This window comes from Neoalteromonas flava (genome assembly GCF_002807685.1).
Classification (GTDB): domain Bacteria; phylum Pseudomonadota; class Gammaproteobacteria; order Enterobacterales; family Alteromonadaceae; genus Alteromonas_E; species Alteromonas_E flava.
This window is the reverse complement of sequence record NZ_PEAX01000004.1, coordinates 364155-383858: the sequence shown is the minus strand read 5'-3', so window position 1 is coordinate 383858 and position 19704 is coordinate 364155. Positions and strand designations below refer to the sequence as shown.

General features: G+C 47.1%; 19 protein-coding genes and 1 tRNA gene. 3 read left to right on the top strand and 17 right to left on the bottom strand.

The window, feature by feature from the left end; genetic code table 11:
- Window positions 1–105 precede the first annotated feature (105 nt).
- The 7 genes from CSH92_RS11850 to CSH92_RS11820 form a co-directional block, all read right to left on the bottom strand.
- Window positions 106–1344, bottom strand: a complete 1239-nt coding sequence (locus CSH92_RS11850; RefSeq protein WP_100657839.1) for an aspartyl protease family protein — start codon at window positions 1342–1344, stop codon at window positions 106–108.
- A gap of 125 nt (window positions 1345–1469) precedes the next feature.
- Window positions 1470–1718, bottom strand: a complete 249-nt coding sequence (locus CSH92_RS11845; protein WP_100657838.1) for a Rho-binding antiterminator — start codon at window positions 1716–1718, stop codon at window positions 1470–1472.
- Window positions 1715–2920, bottom strand: a complete 1206-nt coding sequence (locus tag CSH92_RS11840) for an efflux RND transporter periplasmic adaptor subunit (protein ID WP_100657837.1) — start codon at window positions 2918–2920, stop codon at window positions 1715–1717. The genes CSH92_RS11845 and CSH92_RS11840 overlap by 4 nt, the downstream gene beginning before the upstream one ends.
- 3 nt (window positions 2921–2923) lie before the next feature.
- Complete coding sequence (locus CSH92_RS11835) at window positions 2924–5299, bottom strand: ABC transporter permease (protein WP_240612797.1); 2376 nt, start codon at window positions 5297–5299, stop codon at window positions 2924–2926.
- The gene (locus CSH92_RS11830) at window positions 5293–6039 is read right to left on the bottom strand and encodes an ABC transporter ATP-binding protein (RefSeq protein ID WP_100657836.1); all 747 of its coding nucleotides are present in this window, start codon (window positions 6037–6039) and stop codon (window positions 5293–5295) included. The genes CSH92_RS11835 and CSH92_RS11830 overlap by 7 nt, the downstream gene beginning before the upstream one ends.
- A 90-nt stretch (window positions 6040–6129) precedes the next feature.
- Window positions 6130–6759, bottom strand: a complete 630-nt coding sequence (upp, locus tag CSH92_RS11825; protein ID WP_100657835.1) for a uracil phosphoribosyltransferase — start codon at window positions 6757–6759, stop codon at window positions 6130–6132.
- Between the two features lie 110 nt (window positions 6760–6869).
- A complete protein-coding gene (locus tag CSH92_RS11820; protein ID WP_100657834.1) occupies window positions 6870–7130 on the bottom strand; it encodes a hypothetical protein in 261 nt (86 codons plus the stop codon).
- A gap of 251 nt (window positions 7131–7381) precedes the next feature.
- Here CSH92_RS11820 and dkgB point away from each other — a divergent pair, with 251 nt between their 5' ends.
- Window positions 7382–8182, top strand: a complete 801-nt coding sequence (dkgB, locus tag CSH92_RS11815; protein WP_100657833.1) for a 2,5-didehydrogluconate reductase DkgB — start codon at window positions 7382–7384, stop codon at window positions 8180–8182.
- Window positions 8183–8284: 102 nt separating this feature from the next.
- On the opposite strand, the gene nusG is transcribed toward dkgB, so the two are convergent.
- The 9 genes from nusG to pyrC all read right to left on the bottom strand — a co-directional run bounded on the left by nusG (window position 8285) and on the right by pyrC (window position 16465).
- The gene (gene nusG, locus CSH92_RS11810; RefSeq protein ID WP_100657832.1) at window positions 8285–8821 is read right to left on the bottom strand and encodes a transcription termination/antitermination protein NusG; all 537 of its coding nucleotides are present in this window, start codon (window positions 8819–8821) and stop codon (window positions 8285–8287) included.
- Between the two features lie 2 nt (window positions 8822–8823).
- A complete protein-coding gene (gene secE / locus CSH92_RS11805; protein ID WP_100657831.1) occupies window positions 8824–9204 on the bottom strand; it encodes a preprotein translocase subunit SecE in 381 nt (126 codons plus the stop codon).
- A gap of 61 nt (window positions 9205–9265) precedes the next feature.
- Window positions 9266–9342, bottom strand: a tRNA-Trp gene (locus CSH92_RS11800).
- A gap of 146 nt (window positions 9343–9488) precedes the next feature.
- Window positions 9489–11339, bottom strand: a complete 1851-nt coding sequence (locus tag CSH92_RS11795) for an ABC transporter ATP-binding protein (protein ID WP_100657830.1) — start codon at window positions 11337–11339, stop codon at window positions 9489–9491.
- A gap of 29 nt (window positions 11340–11368) precedes the next feature.
- Complete coding sequence (locus tag CSH92_RS11790) at window positions 11369–11998, bottom strand: RraA family protein (RefSeq protein WP_100657829.1); 630 nt, start codon at window positions 11996–11998, stop codon at window positions 11369–11371.
- Window positions 11999–12013: 15 nt separating this feature from the next.
- Window positions 12014–12424, bottom strand: coding sequence for an MAPEG family protein (locus CSH92_RS11785; protein WP_100657828.1), 411 nt, complete (start codon window positions 12422–12424; stop codon window positions 12014–12016).
- A 27-nt stretch (window positions 12425–12451) separates the two neighbouring features.
- A complete protein-coding gene (dbpA, locus tag CSH92_RS11780; RefSeq protein ID WP_100657827.1) occupies window positions 12452–13852 on the bottom strand; it encodes an ATP-dependent RNA helicase DbpA in 1401 nt (466 codons plus the stop codon).
- Window positions 13845–15416, bottom strand: a complete 1572-nt coding sequence (locus CSH92_RS11775) for a substrate-binding periplasmic protein (RefSeq protein ID WP_124916953.1) — start codon at window positions 15414–15416, stop codon at window positions 13845–13847. Before CSH92_RS11775 ends, dbpA begins: the two co-directional genes overlap by 8 nt.
- Window positions 15417–15427: 11 nt before the next feature.
- Window positions 15428–16465: a dihydroorotase gene (pyrC, locus tag CSH92_RS11770; RefSeq protein WP_100657825.1), complete on the bottom strand. Its 1038-nt coding sequence runs from the start codon at window positions 16463–16465 to the stop codon at window positions 15428–15430.
- Between the two features lie 161 nt (window positions 16466–16626).
- Here pyrC and CSH92_RS11765 point away from each other — a divergent pair, with 161 nt between their 5' ends.
- Window positions 16627–18348, top strand: coding sequence for a lysophospholipid acyltransferase family protein (locus CSH92_RS11765; RefSeq protein ID WP_100657881.1), 1722 nt, complete (start codon window positions 16627–16629; stop codon window positions 18346–18348).
- Here the strand turns inward: CSH92_RS11765 and CSH92_RS11760 are convergent.
- Entirely contained in the window at window positions 18333–18839 is a 507-nt protein-coding gene (locus tag CSH92_RS11760) for a DinB family protein (protein ID WP_100657824.1), read from the bottom strand. The two genes, CSH92_RS11765 and CSH92_RS11760, sit on opposite strands and share 16 nt — an antisense overlap.
- Window positions 18840–19163: 324 nt before the next feature.
- Here CSH92_RS11760 and CSH92_RS11755 point away from each other — a divergent pair, with 324 nt between their 5' ends.
- A complete protein-coding gene (locus tag CSH92_RS11755) occupies window positions 19164–19703 on the top strand; it encodes a helix-turn-helix domain-containing protein (RefSeq protein ID WP_100657823.1) in 540 nt (179 codons plus the stop codon).
- Window position 19704: the final 1 nt, after the last annotated feature.

The window sequence follows — 19704 nt, the reverse complement described above, 5'->3', positions numbered from 1 at the left end:
TCTCTAGTCCAAATCAATTGTCGCTGTTTGCTGAGCATATCACAGCACTATCGACTAGGTTGCTATTCTCATTCTTCCATGTGAAAAGAGCCGTATATTGTGTCTTCAATGACCGACTGAGTACCCTGGGATTTCTTTTGCGACAATCGCAAAGCATTGTGCTTCCCGCGCGATACACACCTCATGCTCACCGGCAACAGAGGCTAAATCATTGTATTCGCTTAAGCTTAAAAGCGAAGCTACTGTGCCATCAATATGTGTAATGATATCGCCCACCTGCAACCCCGTTGCGCTGGCAGGAAGTTTGGGAAACACGTAACGCACAACAAACTCTCCGCTTCTGATTTTCCTAAGCTCAAGCCCTAACAAGTTGTAATCGGTCACAAATGGCTGTTGCGGAACTAAATACATCGCCTCTTGCTGATAATCGATAACCGTTTTGAATTGGTTGAGTAATGCATTGCCCAACACCCACCAGTCATCCTCATCATCGCTTGGGATCAAGTTAACTTTGACGTCTTGCACCGCGATATCACCGAGTGCGAGCGTTGGCAAAGATACCCGGTCATGTTCGGTTTTACCGCTCAACCCAAAATCCGCAGCACGAACACGCGTCGAGTTTATCGTAATATCATTCGCCTCAGGATAGGCCGCGCTTAGTTTTACATAGTGCCGACTACCAGTATCAATGATGAAGGCTTCCTCTACCGTTGTATCAGCATTAAAGGTTAGTTCACCCTGCACCGAAATCTTATTCATAAAGCTACTCATAACTAACTTTTGCGCGTTGGTTTCGGGGCGATAGGGGTCGGCTGACAAGTGGATCGTGTTAGCGTTCGCATCAAACTCCCAAGTGAAGTGGCGCATCATGTCATGACCGATAACACCATCATAGATCGCTTCATCTTCGCGTAAGTAGTAATGGGTTTGCGATACCGGAATCAGTGCAGCTTTCATGTCATCAAAAAATACGCCGCCAAGATCGATACGTTGAATAGCGGTTTGATAGGCTTGGGTTTTACCGTCTTCCCCCCAGCCGGTTAACGCCAGATCGAAGCCTCGCTCTAAGCCTAGTTGTTGCACTTTTGGCGTGTCCATTAGGATCAAAAAGCGCGCGCCGGTGTCTAATAAGAAGAGTAACTTCTCACCATTGACTGTCGCATACACGTAAGGCTTTTCACCTTCATATACCGCGTCTAATTTAAGTCGAGTTTGCTGAGTAAAAACCGGCTCTACGTCGGAATTTATTTGCATCATGCGTAAGGAATTAACCACACTACAGCCGCTTAGGCTGATTGCGACAATTGCCATGCATGCAAGCGCTCGAAAAGGGATATTCGCCATGTTTGAGTAACCTTGTTAGCTAGATGCAAACAAGATTAATCAAGTGCCTGTGAAATCAGTGTGAAATTAAGTATTAGCTTGCATTCAAGAAATTGAGATACGTGCTACGTCGCATCTAACACCGTTTATGCTTGAAACGAGACCTCAGAAAAATGCGGGTTGTCCACCGTTATACGTAACGAGCTTATAGCATCCAACGGGATTAACTGCGATGTCGCTAGCGTGGTAATTAGTATACATTCATTTCGGTGACTATCTTTTTGGATATCCATCGCGCAACCACTTACTACCGCTCCGGATTTGCACTTGATTTCAACGGGGTAGTGAAACAAGCAGACAATTTCAATGTAGTCATATTGGTCACATGTAATCATAAAGCCTCAACTGTCGCTCCTACGATGGTTTGCTCATTGGGATAAACAATGTATGCCTCCCCTGCGGTTAATCCTGATTGGATCTCGGCAGCATAGTCGTTCATTGCACCAATGACGACGATGCGTTTCTCAATGGTGTCTTCTACAACGCTATAAAGCGCCCAATGATTATCCTCTCTGAACAGCGCACTGATGGGCACAGTTAATACATCCGCTTTTGTCTCCAGTACAATCTCAACGTCCACTTGATAGCCATGCCCTAAGCGTTCACGTTCAAGATACTCACTCTCAAAGGCCACAATCACGTTCACCCGCTGCTCTTCAATACCCAACGCAGAGACTTTTTTAAAGCCCACCGGCTCAACACGCCGCACCGTTCCGTTCAGTGTTTCCTCCCCGCCCCAATTCGAGATCAATACAGGGTAACCGGGTACAACTTTTACCGCATCAAATGACAACAGCTCTACGACAATTTCCAAGTCTTGTGGATCACCAACCTCGACCAGCGGCGTTCCCGCTTGTACAACACCTTCACTGCGACTAAACACGCTTAATACTTTTCCATTGATCGGCGAGGTTATATTGATGCATTCGCATTCCTGCGGCTGCGCACGGACTGTTGCCGGTGATAATAGTTGCGCTTTGGCACGTTCGTATTCGAACAAACGCATTTGTAATGCAGCGCGTGCCGTTGCTAGTTCTGCCTTAGTCGTTTTATGCAGCCGCGCAGCCTCATCCAATTGGGTTTGTGAAACACTGTTGCTGATCCGAAGCTCCTGCATGCGCTTGAGCTGAGAAACTGCAAATTCAAGTTCCGCTTCTACTTGCTCTACGCGTGCTTGGGCCAATTTCTGCGACGAGGCAGCCGCTTCAATTTCGGCTTTTACCTGAGCTTCAGTGCGCGGGTCCAAAAAAGCCGGGTCAATCGGCTCGATACTGGCAATCACTGTCTCTGACACTAATACGCTGTCACCGACATCTGCATTAATGCGTTTTAAGTTGCCGGTTACCGGTGTAGATATCACATAGGTGTCATGGATCCGTGTTTTGCCCTCTTCCTTCACACTGATTAACAGTTCGCCTAGCTGCGCCGTGTTGATTTGGGTAAGGACAGGTTTAGGTTGAAATGAGAAAACAATGAGCACAACCAATACACCCAGTAGTAGCGACCATAAAATAAAACGAGAATGTCGAGTCTGCATACATTATTCCCTAGTTTTAAGGACTTTAATTAAATCCAAGTGATTCGTTCGGCGCCGCACAATAATGGCGGAGATCAAAGCAGCTAATACAACCAACAAGATGGCGCCACCATAAGTCGAAGTTTCAATAACCATAGGCACCCGATACATTTCCGTATTGAATGCATTTGCCATAGCGTTTACCAATAGCCACCCACATAAGCAGCCTAAGGGTAATGCGAAAAGCACCAAAAACATGACTTCGCCCAATAGCACATAACTGATTTCGGCTTTGGAAAACCCCAACACGCGCAGTGTTGCCAATTCGCGTGCACGCTCAGACAGGGCAATTCGAGTGCTGTTATAAACCACGCCCAATGCCAACAAACAGGCCAGCAGCACAAACATACTGATAAATACCATGAGGTGTTCAATGATAACTGAGTTAAATGCTTGCAGGGCTGCTTGCTTGAGCATTACAGCACTCACTTGGGGGGTATTTTTAAGCGCACGAAACAATGCCATTTGTTGCGCATAGTCGATCTTCAAATTGACATAGTTAAAGCTTGGCGAGTCACCGATATATCGATTTAGCGCGGATATTTCAATAAATGCTGGAGTGCCAATGTAAGTTTCAAAGGTGCCCACTACCGGTACTTCAAAGTAGAGGCGCTTACCTTCCAGTACTTCGATCCAGACCCGTCCGCCCACGCGAACATTGAGTTTTTCCGCTAGCGCAGTCGACAACATTACACCGTTTTCAGGGACCGCTTTGGTATGCCTTAAGGCGTCGTCATAGATTGGCTGTAACAGACTACCTGACTGAATACCATTGAGTGCACCACGATGCACAATGCCATTTACACTAAACTCAACAGGTACGATGCGCATGGGTTCAGCTTGCAGTACCCCGGGTAATTGTTTGAAGTCGTGGATTGCGCGCATAGACAATGGCTTCGGAACACCAAGCATAATGTCTTGTTTTTGTGCTTCGAAAAAAAAGACTCTGGATAAGTGCGATAGCGAGTCTGTCCACTGTAAATTCATGATGGTGAGCCCAATTGCAAAGGCAATGCCGAGGCTGGTAAAGAATGAGCGTAATGGCCAGCGCGCAATTTGCCGTAACGCGATACGGGTCGGCTGATCAAGCCAACGTCCAAACGCGCTAGTGGAAAAAATCGCGCGACGATAACTGGGTGGCGCAGATGGAGTCATAGCCACGGCTGGCGGCAAGATGGCGGCTTTCCTAACAGCAGTCCAGGCCCCGAGTAACACAGCCATAACGGCAACTGCGCCACCATAGGTAAACGCATGCCAGCCCGGTTGATAGATAAGCAGTGGAAAGCGAAACATTTCAGCATACATTTGTGTATTCATGCGACCAAACATCGCCCCAAGCCCCGAACCCAATATCCAGCCGAATAAACACATCAGCAGTACTAGTTTTGTGTAATGCCAAATAAGCGCAACGCGCTCATAGCCAAAGGCTTTCAACAAACCAATCTCAGTGCGCTCCGTTGCGATCAGACGCGATAGCACCATATTAGTCAGAAACACTGCCACCAAGATAAAAATCCCGGGCAATATTCTGGCCATGGTTTTTTGTTGCTCGATCTCATTCATGACAAACCAATTTGAGATTTGATCGGCTCTACCGATGGCATTACCGCCACCATAAGGATCGAGTAGCAAGTCAGTTTCGGCGAGAATATCTTCCAGAACTGCCGTTTGCATAGTCTTGATGGCCACTGCATTAAAAGCATGCTTGAGGTCAAAAGCGGCGGCCAATACATCGCGGGCTAACCACATAACGCCAAAGCGCAAATCCTCTGGCATTAGCGCACCCGGACCGATGCTATAGATGAACTCAGGACTCAAGGCTAAACCCACCACCCTAAACTGACGTTTGCTACCATTTAATATTAGCGCGATGGGATCATTTATCTGCAGGCCATGGGCTTGTGCAAAGGGTTCGCTAAGAATGATTTCGTCAACGGCATGAGGTGATATCCAGCGCCCTTGCCTCAGGACTAACTGATTCAATAGTGGCTGACCGCGTGACGGGATAGACATAACCTGTCCCACTACAGGCTCAGCAAAACCGTTAATATCCACCGTTACATAATGGGTAATGCGTGACTCTACTGTCTGCACACCTTGTATTTGACGTAATTGTTCTACCACTCGTTCAGGTGCCCGAGTCACCTGCGCAAACACATCGGCAAAGCGGTATTGCTGATAATAAGCATTGGTGGTGTCATGCAGTGCTTCGACCGTAGAGAGCGACATCACTAGCGTCGCAACCCCCGAACCGATGACCAGCGCTATCGCCAACACCTGGCCGCGCAAGCGCCATAAATCACGGAGTAGTTTCCGATTAAGTGCCGAGATCGCTACCATATTAAACTGCTCGCCGGCTGGCGGTTAGCATTTATCTCGCAACGGCTAATCAAGCCATCAGAGATATGCACAATGCGATCGGCCATTGCTCCGACTACGCTATTGTGGGTGATGACGGCAGTTGCCGTACCCAATTGCTTATTGATATTTTCAATCGCCTCCAACACTAAAATACCCGTGTGTTTATCCAGTGCACCGGTGGGCTCGTCACACAATAAGATATCGGGTTGTTTGGCTATCGCTCTGGCAATCGCAACACGCTGTTGCTCACCACCTGACAACTGAGCAGGAAAGTGATGCATGCGATCAGCTAAATTGACTAAAGCTAGCGCTTCCTCAGGAGGGATGGGGTGGGGTGAAATTTCAGTAACCAAGGCAACATTTTCGTATGCCGTTAGACTAGGAATTAAGTTATAAAATTGGAAGACAAAACCCACATGGTCGCGGCGAAAACGCGTCAACTCAGCATCAGACGCTTGACTCAGATCTTGCTGCTGATAATACACCTGCCCTGACGTCGGTAGATCGAGACCTCCCAAAATGTTGAGCAGTGTTGATTTGCCGCTGCCAGAAGCCCCAAGTAAAACCACCATTTCACGCGGAAACAGCTCAAAGTCCACGCCGCGTAAAGCTTGCACTGTAACTTCGCCGGTCTGGTAGGTTTTTATCAGGTTTTTGGCGCTTAAGGTTGCTTTATCAGAAGCAGATTCACCCGAGGGTATTAGCCGTGGCTCTTGCATGACAACCCTTCATTATTCGGTATTGTACTGTGCAAGTGTCGCTTACTATTGGTGGGATTGCCTTGATACAGATCAACTGGGGCTCGAGCGCTATCGAGTCCCAAAGATTTTATCGCCGGCATCACCGAGGCCAGGCAAAATGTATCCATTCTCATTGAGACGTTCATCAATCGCTGCAGTATAAAGATCCACATCAGGATGAGCGGCGGTAACGGCTTGTATACCCTCAGGAGCGGCGACCAAAAACAAGCCGGTAATATGCTGACAACCTTTACTCTTGAGCAGTGCGATGGTTGCATTAAGTGTTCCCCCCGTCGCCAACATGGGGTCGATAATTAATGCTCGGCGCTGATCAACGTCCTTCACCACTTTATCAAAATACGCCACCGGTTGGAGCGTTTCTTCATTCCGGTAAAATCCAACCACACTGATTTTCGCGTTTGGGACCAGGTTCATAACGCCGTCCAGCATACCCATTCCCGCGCGCAAAATCGGTACCACGGTCATTTTCTTACCTTTTAACCGTTGAACTGGGATTGGCTCACCAGCCCATCCATCTATGTTGACGGTTTCCGTGGCCATGCTTCGTGTGGCCTCATAGGTCAGCAAAGAACCTAACTCATTAGTTAATTCGCGAAACTGTTTACTACTGATCCCGGCTTTACGCATCAAGCCAAGTTTGTGTTGGATTAGCGGGTGATCGATTTGCTTTACGGCCACAGAGTACTCCATTGGCCCACGCTGAGCTTGTTTAAGCGGAAAACAACGCAGGCAATTATTTTGTCCTGCGTTTTATCGTAGATGCTAAGAATGAGCTCTGCAATAGTTTGCTACTGGATCCGATCAGACTTTTGCAGCTCAGCTATTTCTGAGTCAAGCTGATAGCGCTTGTCAGTGACAATAGCCTCAAGGACTTCTAAGCGTTTTTTCACCCCAGCCAACTCATTTTCATAATTGGCTTTCTCTGAGGTAGAGAGTTGGCCATTAAGTTTGAGCATGTCTTTCTTATGGCTAGTCCAAATACCAACAAACACAATGGGCAGCACAAATAAAAATAAAATTGTGAGTACGAAAATCATACCTTCGTCCATAGAGCTTCTCCTACAATTACTGACTATCGCTTACACGGTACTCCTGTTTAAAAATCGTTCAAGCGATTAGATGTAACAAGTCGTAAACTTTTTTGCTGAGTAGATTTTTCACACTGCTGTCACTGCTATGTAAAAGCTACCCAACATTAGGCATATCACTTTGCGCTATGGCGCTAATCTCCGCGTTCCGAGGTTGGCATGCTTCTTTCAGTAACGAACTTGTTATTGCGAAAATTAAGTAGGAGTAGATTATGTACAACGTTGCTATCCCAACCCCAGGTTTCGGTACTTTTCGCCTGAAAGGAGATACCGCTAAACATGCAGTAGAGAAGGCACTTAATGCTGGCTTTAGCCATATTGATACTGCACAGATTTATGCCAACGAAACCGATGTCGGCGCTGCCATCGCGAGTACACCACGCAGTCGCTTGTTCATCACTACCAAAGTTTGGTTCGATAACTTAGCTAAAGATAAATTCTTGCCCTCGGTGGAGGAAAGCCTTGAGAAGTTGAACACTGACTATGTGGATTTACTGTTGATCCACTGGCCGAGTCCTAAAAACAAAGTGCCCATGGCGGAATATTTAACCGAGCTAGTCAGTGCTATGCACAAAGGTATGACGCGCGCCGTCGGTGTCAGTAATTTTACCAAACAGCAACTGGAAGAAGCTGCGGCAGTGATTGGAGTAGAAAATATTGCCTGTAATCAGGTTGAAGTACACCCGTTTTTTCAAAATCAAGATTTGGTGAAGTATTGTCAAAGCCAAGGGATCACAGTTGTTGGCTATATGCCTATCGCTAATGGAGAAGTTATGCAAAACGAAGTATTACAGGCGATAGCAAAGGAGCACGATACATCGCCCGCAAGTATTGCTATTGCGTGGCAAATTCAGCAAGGCATTATACCTATCCCGGCGTCAACCAATGCAGAGCATATTGAAGCCAATCTGGCGGCCAAAGATATTCGTTTGACCCCAGAAGACATGGATCGCATAGCATCACTTGATACGGATCAGCGCATGATCGACCCAGACTTTGCGCCCGATTGGTAGTCTGAATAGTTAAAACACTGCAAGCTGAACAGCAACGCATGCGAGCGTTATGTTTTGCATAAAAAAGCCCGCTTATTGCGGGCTTTTTCAACTAACTGTGATTTAGCCTTTTTCGACTTGGCTAAACTCTAGGTCAACCGGCGTAGAACGGCCGAAGATTAACACCGATACTTTCACACGGCTCTTCTCATAATCCACTTCTTCAACCACACCATTGAAGTCCGCAAACGGACCATCGGTAACACGTACCACTTCGCCTGGCTCGAACAACGTTTTTGGTTTTGGCTTATCAACCGACTCTTCTAGACGGTTCAGGATGTTATCTGCTTCACGCTGAGTAATCGGCATTGGACGATCCGAAGTACCACCAATAAAGCCCAAAACGCGAGGCACGCTTTTAACTAAGTGCCACGATTTTTCATTCATATCCATTTCGACTAACACGTAGCCTGGATAAAACTTACGCTCAGACTTACGCTTTTGGCCAGCACGCATTTCAACCACTTCTTCGGTTGGCACTAGGATCTGTCCGAAGTACTCTTCCATGCCGTGCATTTTGATATACTCTTCGAGCGTCTTCTTAACGCGTCCTTCGTACTGCGAATACGCTTGCACTACATACCATTTTTTATCTGACATGATTACGCTCCTATTCCCGTGATCCAGCCAACAACGCGAACGATGATCCCGTCAAGACCCCACAGGATCAAGCCGACAATAACGGTTGCTACCAACACAATTAAGGTTGTTTGTGTTGCTTCTTGACGTGATGGCCAAACGACCTTGCGAACTTCAGTACGAGACTCTTTTGCATAGGTAAGAAATGCGCTGCCTTTAACTGTTGTTGCCGCAATAAAACCAGCGACCACAACACCCACAACGGCTGCTAAGGCACGATACAATACCGATACATCGCCATAAACTGAATTACCCGCGATAATCGCTGCTAGGATCGCAAAAACCACTAGCCACTTGATCAGGTCAAATGCGCCACCTGATGTATTTTCTACTTTCTCACTCATTACCCGTATGTCCTAAACATGTGCGACTGTGCCGCCTACCGAATTATTCGGCAACTTAATATGGCAGGGGTGGAGGGACTCGAACCCCCAACCATCGGTTTTGGAGACCGCTGTTCTACCAATTCGAACTACACCCCTATTACAGTGACCGCTCATCACGTTCACCGATTAATAGTTACACTTACCTTGTGAAGTCTCTAAATCAAGGGAATCGAGGGCATCGCAAGGAAGGGACTGGCATTATACTTATTCCCACTTTGGATACAAGCGCGAAATGCACTGAACTATTCCAGCCCGATAAATCCACCCGTTTGATGTGCCCATAATTTCGCATAAATACCATTGAGTTGGAGCAACTCGTTGTGAGTGCCAGATTCAACGATTTGCCCTTTATCAAGTACCAGCAAGCGATCCATTTGCGCGATGGTTGACAGTCTATGCGCGATTGCTAACACGGTTTTTCCTTCCATCATCTGATCCAAGCAGCCTTGAATGGCCACTTCGACCTCAGAATCTAGTGCTGATGTCGCTTCATCTAATATCAAGATCGGCGCGTCTTTGAGCATAACTCTGGCGATGGCGATCCGTTGCCTTTGTCCACCCGATAGCTTCACACCACGCTCGCCCACATGCGCGTCATACCCTCGACGATTCTGTGCATCAGAAAGCAACTGGATAAATTCATGCGCTTCTGCTTTGCGCGCGGCATCAATCATCGCTTCCTCGCTAGCGCCACTGCGCCCGTAGACAATATTGTCGCGTACCGAACGATGTAACAAAGACGTATCTTGCGTCACCATACTTATTTGCGCGCGCAGGCTCTCTTGATCGACGTCGCGAATATCTTGCCCATCAATCTGAATGGAGCCACCTTGAATATCGTAAAAGCGCAAGAGTAGATTAACTAGGGTTGACTTACCGGCACCAGAACGCCCCACCAGCCCGACTTTTTCACCTGGTTTGATGGTCAGATTAAGTTGTTCAAATACCGGAATAGGTAGCGCATCTTTGGCTTTTTCAGGGACGTAAGCAAAGTTAACTTTGTCAAAGCGTAATTCCCCCCCCCGCACTTGCAATGGCTGAGCGTGCTCTTGATCAGTGACTGACACTGGGCGCGAGAGGGTGTTAATGCCGTCTTGCACAGTACCAATGTTTTCAAATAGGCTAGATACTTCCCACATGATCCAATGGGAAATACCGTTTAAGCGCAGACATAACGCGATTGCGATTGCAATATCGCCAGGTGACGCAATTTCAGCCAACCATAGGTGTACTGACAACGCCCCCATAACAAAAATTAGCGTTCCATTGAGAAACTCAATTGCACCTTCCAATACAGTGACAAGCCGCATCTGCGGATAAACCGTATGCAAAAACCCACGCATCGCGTCTTTCGCATAGTTTGATTCTCGCTGGCTATGCGAAAACAGCTTAACTGTCATCATGTTGGTATAACTGTCTACGATGCGCCCGGTCATCAATGAACGCGCATCAGCTTGGCGTTCTGAGATTTGCTTCAATCTCGGTACGAGGATACGCAAAATAGTGATGTAAATGACCAGCCAAATCATCAACGGAATACTTAGGCGCCAATCCGTACTGAATACCAGCGCAACAACGCTGACAAAATACACGCCAACGTAAACCATCAAGTCGAGTAGCTTCAAGACGGTTTCACGCACGGCTAAAGCCGTTTGCATCACTTTAGTCGCTACCCGGCCCGCAAATTCATTTTGGAAGAAGCTTAAACTTTGACCAATCAAGTAACGATGCGCCAGCCAGCGAATGCGCATGGGGTAGTTGCCCATCAAGGATTGATGCTTGAGCATGGCGTGGAGAAAGATAAGACCCGGGATCAGCAGTAACACAACCCCGCCATAAATCATCAATGTTTGGCCTTCTTCAGCCATAAAAGTAGCGCGATCGCGTTCTGAAAACCAATCGACCAATTGCCCCATGAAACCAAACAAAGCAACTTCCAAAGCGGCAATGCAGGCACTCAGTGCTGACACGAAGAGAATAATCGGCCACATGCCTTGAGTATAATATCGACAAAACGCCCAAATGGTTTTCGGCGGCTGGGTCGGTGGGTGTGGCGGGAACGCTTCAGTTAAGCGTTCAAAAAAAGAAAACATGGCGACTACCTAATAAATTAATCGAATGGCTAGTCTTGGTCGCTAAAACCTAAGTTTGTTAACGCAGTTTGCACGGTCTTTACGTGTTGCTCTCGCCAAGCAGGTAAAGGCGTTTCGGCATCCTTTTTAGCCCGAGCTTCGGCTTTTTCCAACGCCGATTCAATATCCTGTTGTGGAATAATCGCGATACCCTCTTCATCGGCAATCACATAATCACCGCTATTCACCGTCACACCGCCACACTGAATACTGCCTTGCAACTCGCCGAGTTGTTTTTTCGCTCCAGGCTTTGGGATAACCCCTTTGGCAAATAATGGAAACTGCATCTCGCGTATTTCAGCAAGGTCGCGCACTCGACCATCAATAATACAGCCAGCGATGCCATTCTCTTGTGCTATCGCACATACATTTCCACCCGCTAAGGCGAACGCGGGATCACCCACTGCAACAATGACGTCCCCTGGCTTTGCACGATATATGGCCGCATGAAACATTAAATGATCACCCGGCGGACAGCTTACCGTGTACGCGCGACCGACCAATTTAGGGATAGGCTGCCATAACGATTGGATTGCCGGGTCAATAAATTGCTCTATTGGCAGTGCATCAGCGAAATCACACGGTGATAATGCAGTAATCCGTTGCAGGAGCTTATCCATAATAAGAATCTCAATTTAGCCAGCAAATTTTAACGCTAGCATAATTAGCCAATAGCCGCATAAACCAAATTGCACTAAAAAGAACACAAATCGAATTTGGATTGCTATTGTGCTTGTTGAAATCAAATGCGTCAGTGACTGCAGAATCCGTGCACCAAGCAATACCCAGGCGAGTCCGTCAGTGATAACGGCACTATTGGTCGCCAGTGCTAATAGCAACGTTCCGCCGATAAACACGAAGCTCTCACTGCAATTAGCTTGGGCTCGGGTGATCCGATGACCAAGCGGCGGTACATCACTGCCATCTGCAGAAAATTTTAGCGAACGACGTTCCTTTGCGACTACCGTTCGATAACCTGCAAGTAACAAGAGCAGAAGCATGGTCCAAAGAATGTACCCAATTAATACGCTGATAGTGGCCGACATAATATCTCCAAGTAAGCTTTGTTAAGGTTAAACTGCAGTGATAGGGGTTAATTTTCGGGCTCGCATTCGCTTGCCTTTTACTTTGCCATCTCGAAAAAACGCCATTGCACGTTTTACGCTGCGCAATTTCACCGCAACAAAACTGACCGTGGCAGTGACCTTTATCTTTCCAATATCGTCATTCTCAATACCGGCGTCTTTGGTCAATCCACCGAGAATATCGCCAGGGCGCAATTTATCTTTTTTCCCCGCGCTTAATTGGATGGTTGTGTATTCAGGCGCAATGATGCGATTGGCATGAAAACGCAGCGCTTGCCCCCCTTTGCGAGGCAGGCTGCAATTCATCATTTCTTCGATTCGGGCAACGAATATATCTTCAGCCTCACTTGCAAGCGTTATCGCTTTGCCCTTTTGGCCTGCACGGCCAGTGCGGCCAATTCTATGAATATGAGTTTCAGTCTCTTCGCTAACTTTGTAATTGATGACCAGCTCAACCGCTTCAATATCTAACCCGCGCGCCGCAACGTCAGTGGCAACCAGCACGCGCGCACTGCGTGAAGCAAACATGGCGAGCATGGCCGTGCGGTCACGCTGTTCTAAATCACCATGCAAGCCAACTGCAGAGAATCCGCTTTGAATGAGGGCGTCAGTAACATATTGAGTGTCTTTTTTGGTCGTACAAAACACAATGGCTGTGGATGCTTGTTCGTCCGTTAACACCGCTTGTAATATCGTCAATCGCGTATGTTCTTCTACGCGGTAAACGAGTTGTTGGATGTTCCCCACAGAGTCACTGCTATCAATATCCACACGCTCGGCATCTAACGTTACCGCCTCCAGTAGGTTATCCATCGTCGCTGGGAAAGTAGCCGAAAATAATAGCGTTTGATGTTGCGTCGGTAAGGCTTTGCCAATCGCCGTCAGTTCGTCCTCGAAACCCATATCTAGCATGCGATCCGCTTCGTCTAAAACAAAGGTTTCTACGGCACTTAGATCTAAACGTCGTTTGAGTACATGGTCCATTACGCGGCCAGGTGTACCAACAACAATGTTCGCCCCATGTTTCAGTGAAGCAATTTGCGGCGGCACCGGCACGCCACCACATAAGGTAAGCACCTTAGTATTGGCAATGTACTGCGCAGCAGCCCTTGCTTGCTCTGCTACTTGCTCGGCTAACTCACGTGTTGGGCAGAGGATTAGCGCTTGAGGTTTTGATAACTCTGGCTTAATCCGGTGCAAAATGGGCAACGCAAAGGCCAGCGTTTTACCTGACCCGGTTTGCGCTTTGGCGATAACATCTTTGCCGGTCATAGCAATTGGAATAGCCGCTGCTTGGATAGGTGTTAAGTTGCTAAAACCCGCAGCCAGTAAATACTTTTTTAATGCATCAGCCAGTGGCAATGTGGCAAACGAGTCTGAGCTATTCATCTTCAGCTTTCCATAATTTAACAATACCCTCGGTTTCATGCATTTTTAATGCTGATTGCTGGGCGTAATCTGTTAACCAATAATCCACCAGTGTTTGGAATTCCCGTGAACCTTTAACCGCCTCAGCAGCTTTTTTTAAGCGCTGGATCATTTTCTCATCGGTTCCTTGTTTTGATATGGCTAAATAGGTGGTCGCCAATTGATACGTAAAGACTTTTTTAATGTCGTTACAACGCGCGGCCAAGATGTCACACATAATATCGACGCCACCATCAGAAAAGAATAAGTAGTCAGCATCACCATTCAGGAAACGTGACAGTACGGTGCCCCAAGTATCAGCGGTAATCGCCTCATGCCCATGCTGCAAGACCACTTCTTCGCGGAAGTCTCCTTTAAGAACCGCGATTTTACTGCTTGGCGGCAATGTGACTAAGCTTGTCGCGGCTCCTACATCGGCGTCGATGGTGAACACTGAATATGCGTTTTGAGTAATTGGGGTGATCCAATGAAAATCATCCTCGCGCTCTGCAGTACGCGCCAACGAAAACACTAACACATCGGGTTTCATAGCACTTTCAACCAAGATCCGTTGCCAAGGCGCTGTTAGAATCTCCGTATTTAAACCCGCTTCAATCAAAATATTGCGCACCAGTTCAACGGCGTAGCCGGTTAAATTGCCACGTTCATCGCGATAGGAGAACATCGGCTCCATATTAGTAATAACCCACAGCGACTGGGATAAAGAAGGCTTCACATCAGCTCGCCCGAGTGTAATAACCCCCTCGACGACTGAAACATTCGGTGAAACTAAGCGCAACTGAGGCAGCCAACGCTCGGTCAAATACTGAAACTGGCGACTTTTTATGAACTCCGCAGCGGCTCGCGTGAGCGTCATTGCCAGCCCTCGATTCTCCTCAGTTTTTGGCACCGCCATGTAGCTGTACGAGACCGAATGAGTGAAAACTTGGCGAATACCGCTGCACTGCAAAACAGCATTCTGGCAGGTCAAAGATACCCCTAATTCACTAAACAATACCGCATCTACCCGCCCCAGTAAGACTGAGCCTAAAGCCTGCGCCCAAGAGTCCAGCTCAACCACTGTGATCATAGGATTCTGACGCAAAAACTCTTCACGGTAGTCGCCGCGCAAGACGGAAATAGTCATCGGTTGGTTGATCTGATTAATCGAGGTGAAAGGTAAGTCTTTTATTGCAAACAATCCGACCGCATTGGCCGTCATAGGTGCTATCCAAAAATACTCATCCTCGCGCTCCTCCGTGCGGCCGATTCCAGTAGCGATAGTGTTCTTCTGCTGCTTAACTTGACTGATTAAGCGAGCAAAAGGTAAGGGAACAAATTCCGCCTCTAACTCAGCTTGCTGCAACACTGCGCGCGCAAATTCAACCGAATATCCGCTCATTCTGCCATTGTCAGCTTGCTCACTGAAAACCGGCAACGGGCTGGTCAACACAGTGATCTGCTGATTTTCGTAGGCCTTCGCATAAGCACCCAAAAGGTACATACCGAACAACCATAGGCAAGAACCAACGAATAGATGCTTCACAAAGAATCCCTTTACTTCGCTAATTGCCAATTCACAGCGCTACCCGCCATGAATGGGACAATGTCTTCGCCATTTGGCAATTTGATAGATTCAGGAATAGTCCAGCTTTTGCGCTCGAGGGTTATGGTGTCAGTGTTTCGTGGCAAGCCATAAAAATCAGCGCCATGGTGACTCGCAAAGCCCTCTAACTTGTCCAATGCATCAAGCTCCTCAAAGACTTGAGCGTAAAGCTCAATTGCGCTCCAAGCGCTGTAACAGCCGGCACATCCGCATGCGGATTCTTTTTTATGCTTTTCATGCGGAGCAGAATCAGTGCCTAAGAAAAACTTTGGATTACCCGACTGTACGACACCGCGTAACGCTTGTTGATGAATATTACGCTTTAACACCGGTAAACAGTAGTTGTGAGGACGGATCCCGCCAACCAATAAATCGTTCCGGTTTAACATTAAGTGCTGTGGCGTAATAGTAGCAGCTACGTTGTCGGAGCTGGCGATTACAAAATCAGCGGCATCTTTAGTAGTGATGTGTTCAAACACGACTTTCAATTCAGGGAAGTCACGCGTGATTGCGCGCATGTGCTGATCAATAAACTCTTTTTCACGGTCAAAAATGTCAATATGGCTGTCTGTGACTTCGCCATGGATCAGTAGCAACATGCCTTGATTTTGCATTTCTTCAAACACCGGATACAAGCTTGCGATGCCCTTTACCGCCGCATCTGAGTTGGTGGTTGCGCCTGCAGGATACAGCTTGCTAGCAACAATCCCCGCCTGTTTAGCTAAGCGAATTTCCTCAGGGGAGGTGTCGTTGGTCAAATACAATGTCACTAAAGGTTCAAAATCGGCGTCAGCGCCTGCTGCACTTAAAATACGTGCTTTGTAATCAAGTGCTAGTGCGGTTGTAGTGACCGGTGGTACCAAGTTAGGCATCACTATTGCCCGTTTGAAACAACGCGCTGTGGCAGGGACGGTTTCCAATAACATATCGCCGTCACGGAAATGTAAGTGCCAGTCATCCGGCGCTGTGATAGTCAATGAATTGAGCATAGATGAATTGCAGATCTCAATGAAACAAGTAATGATATTATGCCTTAAAGTCTGGGGCGAAGCAGCATTTAGTCGTGGATTCAGCAACTGCGCTGTCCAGTTGGAAATTTTATCTGCCCAAAACGGGTCGATTACCGGTAAAGACAACAAGAATTAACGTAATGCAAAGAACCGACATATCCCTGCGCTCACTGACCGATACCTCCAGTTTTTTCACTCGCGCGGCACTTGCTGTATTAGATCGTTTGCTGGGCGTCGCAAAAATGAATCGTCTTTACCAACACCACCAGATGCAGGGATTATCACGCGAAGAATTCGCAGATAAGTTGATCCAGATTTTGGACTTGCAGGTTGAGGGATTAACGACCCTGCAGGAGCGGATCCCTCGCACCGGGCCGGTAGTGATCGCGAGTAATCATCCTTTTGGGGGTATTGAGGGCGTTGTTCTCGCCCGTGCGATTGCGCAAGTCAGGCCGGAACTCAAAGTCTTAGCCAATCAGGGCCTGAAAATTTTTCCAGAGCTACAGAGTTTTTTCATTTTTACCAATCCTCTGGCGGAACGCGATCCTCGCAACGGTCCGTCATTACGACAGTGCAAGCAGCATATTCAACAGGGTAACGCGTTGCTACTTTTCCCAGCAGGTAAAGTCAGCTTTTCAGATCGTCAGCGCGGTCGAATCCGTGAACATCCATGGAATCGTCTCGTTGCCCGTTTAGCTCAAACCTCTAGTTGTCAGTATGTGCCCATCTTTGTGAGTGGCCAGAACAGTCCCTTTTTCTATTCGGTTGAACGTTTATATCATCGCCTGAGAATGTTTTTATTGGGTCACGAATTACTCAACAAACAAGGGCAAACAATCAGTATTGGAAGCGGATATCCCGTTCCGGCAAAATTAGTTTCCACTGCGGTGCAGTGTCGAGCTCTTAGCTATGCGCAGCAAACGACCTGGCAACAAGAGTGGCCACCTAACCGGTATACCGAGAGCAAACCATTGGCACCTAAAGTGGATGCTAATTTAATCAGTAAGGAGCTACTCGAATTACCGTCAGAACAATTGCTCGCCACACACAACCAATTTGAAATCTACTATGCCTATCAGGCCCAAGTCCCGCATTTAGTCACTGAAATTGCTCGGTTGCGTGAAATGGTTTTCAGACAGCTTAACGAAGGCAGCGGAGAACCGATTGATACCGATTATTTTGACAGTACTTATACCCACCTCTTTGTATTCGATCGTGACACAAAAGCCATTATTGGTGCTTATCGAATGGGGCAGACGGACCGTTTATTGGCTCAAGGCGACTTAGAACAACTGTATTTGAACCGCATGTTTAATTTCGCCCCAACATTTGTTAACCAGCTCCAACCCTGCTTAGAATTGGGTCGTTCGTTTCTCGTCCCGCATATGCAACGTTCCCGCTTAGGTTTATTTTTACTTTGGCGAGGTATTGGCGCGTTTGTGGCGCGCCACCCACAATACCGCACACTGTACGGTACTGTTTCGGTCAGTAAACTTTATGATCCGCGCAGCGTTAAGCTGATCGAGCAAGCGTATGCGCAGAACTCCAGCAGCGTTAAACCGCGTGCTTTTTTTCCCATGCCAGAGCAACCCGAGCTAAGCGAAGAGTACACGCAGAAAGAATTACAAACTTTATTGCCGAGCTTTTTAGTTAGCTTAGAAGCCGATGGAAAATCCATTCCCGTTTTGATGAAGCAGTACTTGAAGCTCGGCGCGACCTTCCATTGCCTTGGTATCGACAAGAACTTTAATGACACACCAGGCTTCTTGTTGAGTGTAGAGCTACCGAAGGCACCAGAAAAACAGCTGCAGCTTTTTTTAGGTGACAAGTGGCGAAGCTATGTCGATTATGTTTCGCGATGATTGATGTAGCTAATGGTTGCGGGTGCATAGCCAAATAATTCAGGAACCACTCCGCCTTGCAAAGAACGAATGATAGCAATCAATGAATAGTGATGGATGGCATGGCTGGAAACAAACATGATTTCTCGACCCAATGTCGACACCCCCTGTTCGCTTTGTGTTCCAATTACGGAGACTTCGCTTTCAATCACAATCTGACGACCTAAAGCACTTGGTTCCAATCCATGCAACCATGTCACTATTGCCTGAATCGCTGCCGTTGCCTCCTGCTTACATCTTTCAATATTACTTGCTCGATGGCGCTGATTGTAGTCTACATGCCCGAGCAATGCGCCCTGCTCAAGCGCCAGATAATGATCGATAATATGCCTGATATGTTGTCCAATCGAACCGCTAAAATGCGGCGAAAGAACCTGCTGATACTCTTCAACTGTCATGGTTGATATTATCTCAAGTGCTTGCTCAAGGACTTCTGTATGGCTTTTCAGCATGGGTAAGCGCAATCCGTGTTAAATAGTGATTGAAAAATAACCACTGCATTAGAGTAACAGATTACACAGACCTGCCAAGTCACAGAGTTATTTCATTATTGAGGCTTATTTTTCTGTACAAATGCAAAGATTATCGCTGCTTCCGATGAGCTAACTTCTCTTGTTCTATTGCAGCGACGCAGTGACCACCTCAAGATAATGCTTTATAAAATAAGGCGTTGACAGCCAGTGTCTTATTGGTAACGTAACGCTAACGCTGTCGTTTCGTAAAGGAGATAGGGTTTTCTTGTTAGTTTAACACTGAGCCAACGAGGAGACTCATTCGTGCTATTGAAAATTAACGCTAACAAACTTAAACAACTCCGCGAGAGCAAATGCTGGTCACAGCAGCAACTCGCTGATTTATCAGGGTTAAGTCTAAGAACAGTGCAAAGAATTGAAGCCAAGGCCGTTGCATCGCAAGAGAGCATAAAATGCCTGTGCGCCGTCTTTGATATTGATATTCAAGGACTGTTAGAAGATACCGCGTTAATGGAAATGGGCGAAGAAACTTCAGCTAGCGCAGAACAACTCCAAGAGGGTCAGCACGAAACCTATAGCGAAAGCAAAGATAACATACGGCTTCGTCAACAGGGCAAACAAGCGGTGAAGCAATTATACATTGGCTTTGCTGTTGTTTTTGTTAGCCACTTGTTTGGTTTTTACGGGATATTTTCCGCATTCGATATGCAGAAAATCGATCACGAAACCTTTCAGTTGTTGAAGAATAGCCTGTCTATTGTGTTGATCATTTCTGCCGTTATTTTTTTACTGACATACCTGCGTACTCAGAAAAAATATCAGCTTGGCTCATCTATTTTTTAAC

Excerpts from the sequence above, each read along its gene's own strand:
- CSH92_RS11760 (WP_100657824.1), bottom strand. The coding sequence starts at position 18,839 with ATGCTGAAAAGCCATACAGAAGTCCTTGAGCAAGCACTTGAGATAATA.
- dkgB (WP_100657833.1), top strand. The coding sequence starts at position 7,382 with ATGTACAACGTTGCTATCCCAACCCCAGGTTTCGGTACTTTTCGCCTG.
- CSH92_RS11840 (WP_100657837.1), bottom strand. The coding sequence starts at position 2,920 with ATGCAGACTCGACATTCTCGTTTTATTTTATGGTCGCTACTACTGGGT.
- CSH92_RS11845 (WP_100657838.1), bottom strand. The coding sequence starts at position 1,718 with ATGATTACATGTGACCAATATGACTACATTGAAATTGTCTGCTTGTTT.
- pyrC (WP_100657825.1), bottom strand. The coding sequence starts at position 16,465 with ATGCTCAATTCATTGACTATCACAGCGCCGGATGACTGGCACTTACAT.
- CSH92_RS11850 (WP_100657839.1), bottom strand. The coding sequence starts at position 1,344 with ATGGCGAATATCCCTTTTCGAGCGCTTGCATGCATGGCAATTGTCGCA.
- dbpA (WP_100657827.1), bottom strand. The coding sequence starts at position 13,852 with ATGAATAGCTCAGACTCGTTTGCCACATTGCCACTGGCTGATGCATTA.
- CSH92_RS11790 (WP_100657829.1), bottom strand. The coding sequence starts at position 11,998 with ATGGATAAGCTCCTGCAACGGATTACTGCATTATCACCGTGTGATTTC.
- CSH92_RS11835 (WP_240612797.1), bottom strand. The coding sequence starts at position 5,299 with ATGGTAGCGATCTCGGCACTTAATCGGAAACTACTCCGTGATTTATGG.
- secE (WP_100657831.1), bottom strand. The coding sequence starts at position 9,204 with ATGAGTGAGAAAGTAGAAAATACATCAGGTGGCGCATTTGACCTGATC.
- CSH92_RS11830 (WP_100657836.1), bottom strand. The coding sequence starts at position 6,039 with ATGCAAGAGCCACGGCTAATACCCTCGGGTGAATCTGCTTCTGATAAA.
- CSH92_RS11765 (WP_100657881.1), top strand. The coding sequence starts at position 16,627 with ATGCAAAGAACCGACATATCCCTGCGCTCACTGACCGATACCTCCAGT.
- CSH92_RS11820 (WP_100657834.1), bottom strand. The coding sequence starts at position 7,130 with ATGGACGAAGGTATGATTTTCGTACTCACAATTTTATTTTTATTTGTG.
- nusG (WP_100657832.1), bottom strand. The coding sequence starts at position 8,821 with ATGTCAGATAAAAAATGGTATGTAGTGCAAGCGTATTCGCAGTACGAA.
- CSH92_RS11785 (WP_100657828.1), bottom strand. The coding sequence starts at position 12,424 with ATGTCGGCCACTATCAGCGTATTAATTGGGTACATTCTTTGGACCATG.
- CSH92_RS11795 (WP_100657830.1), bottom strand. The coding sequence starts at position 11,339 with ATGTTTTCTTTTTTTGAACGCTTAACTGAAGCGTTCCCGCCACACCCA.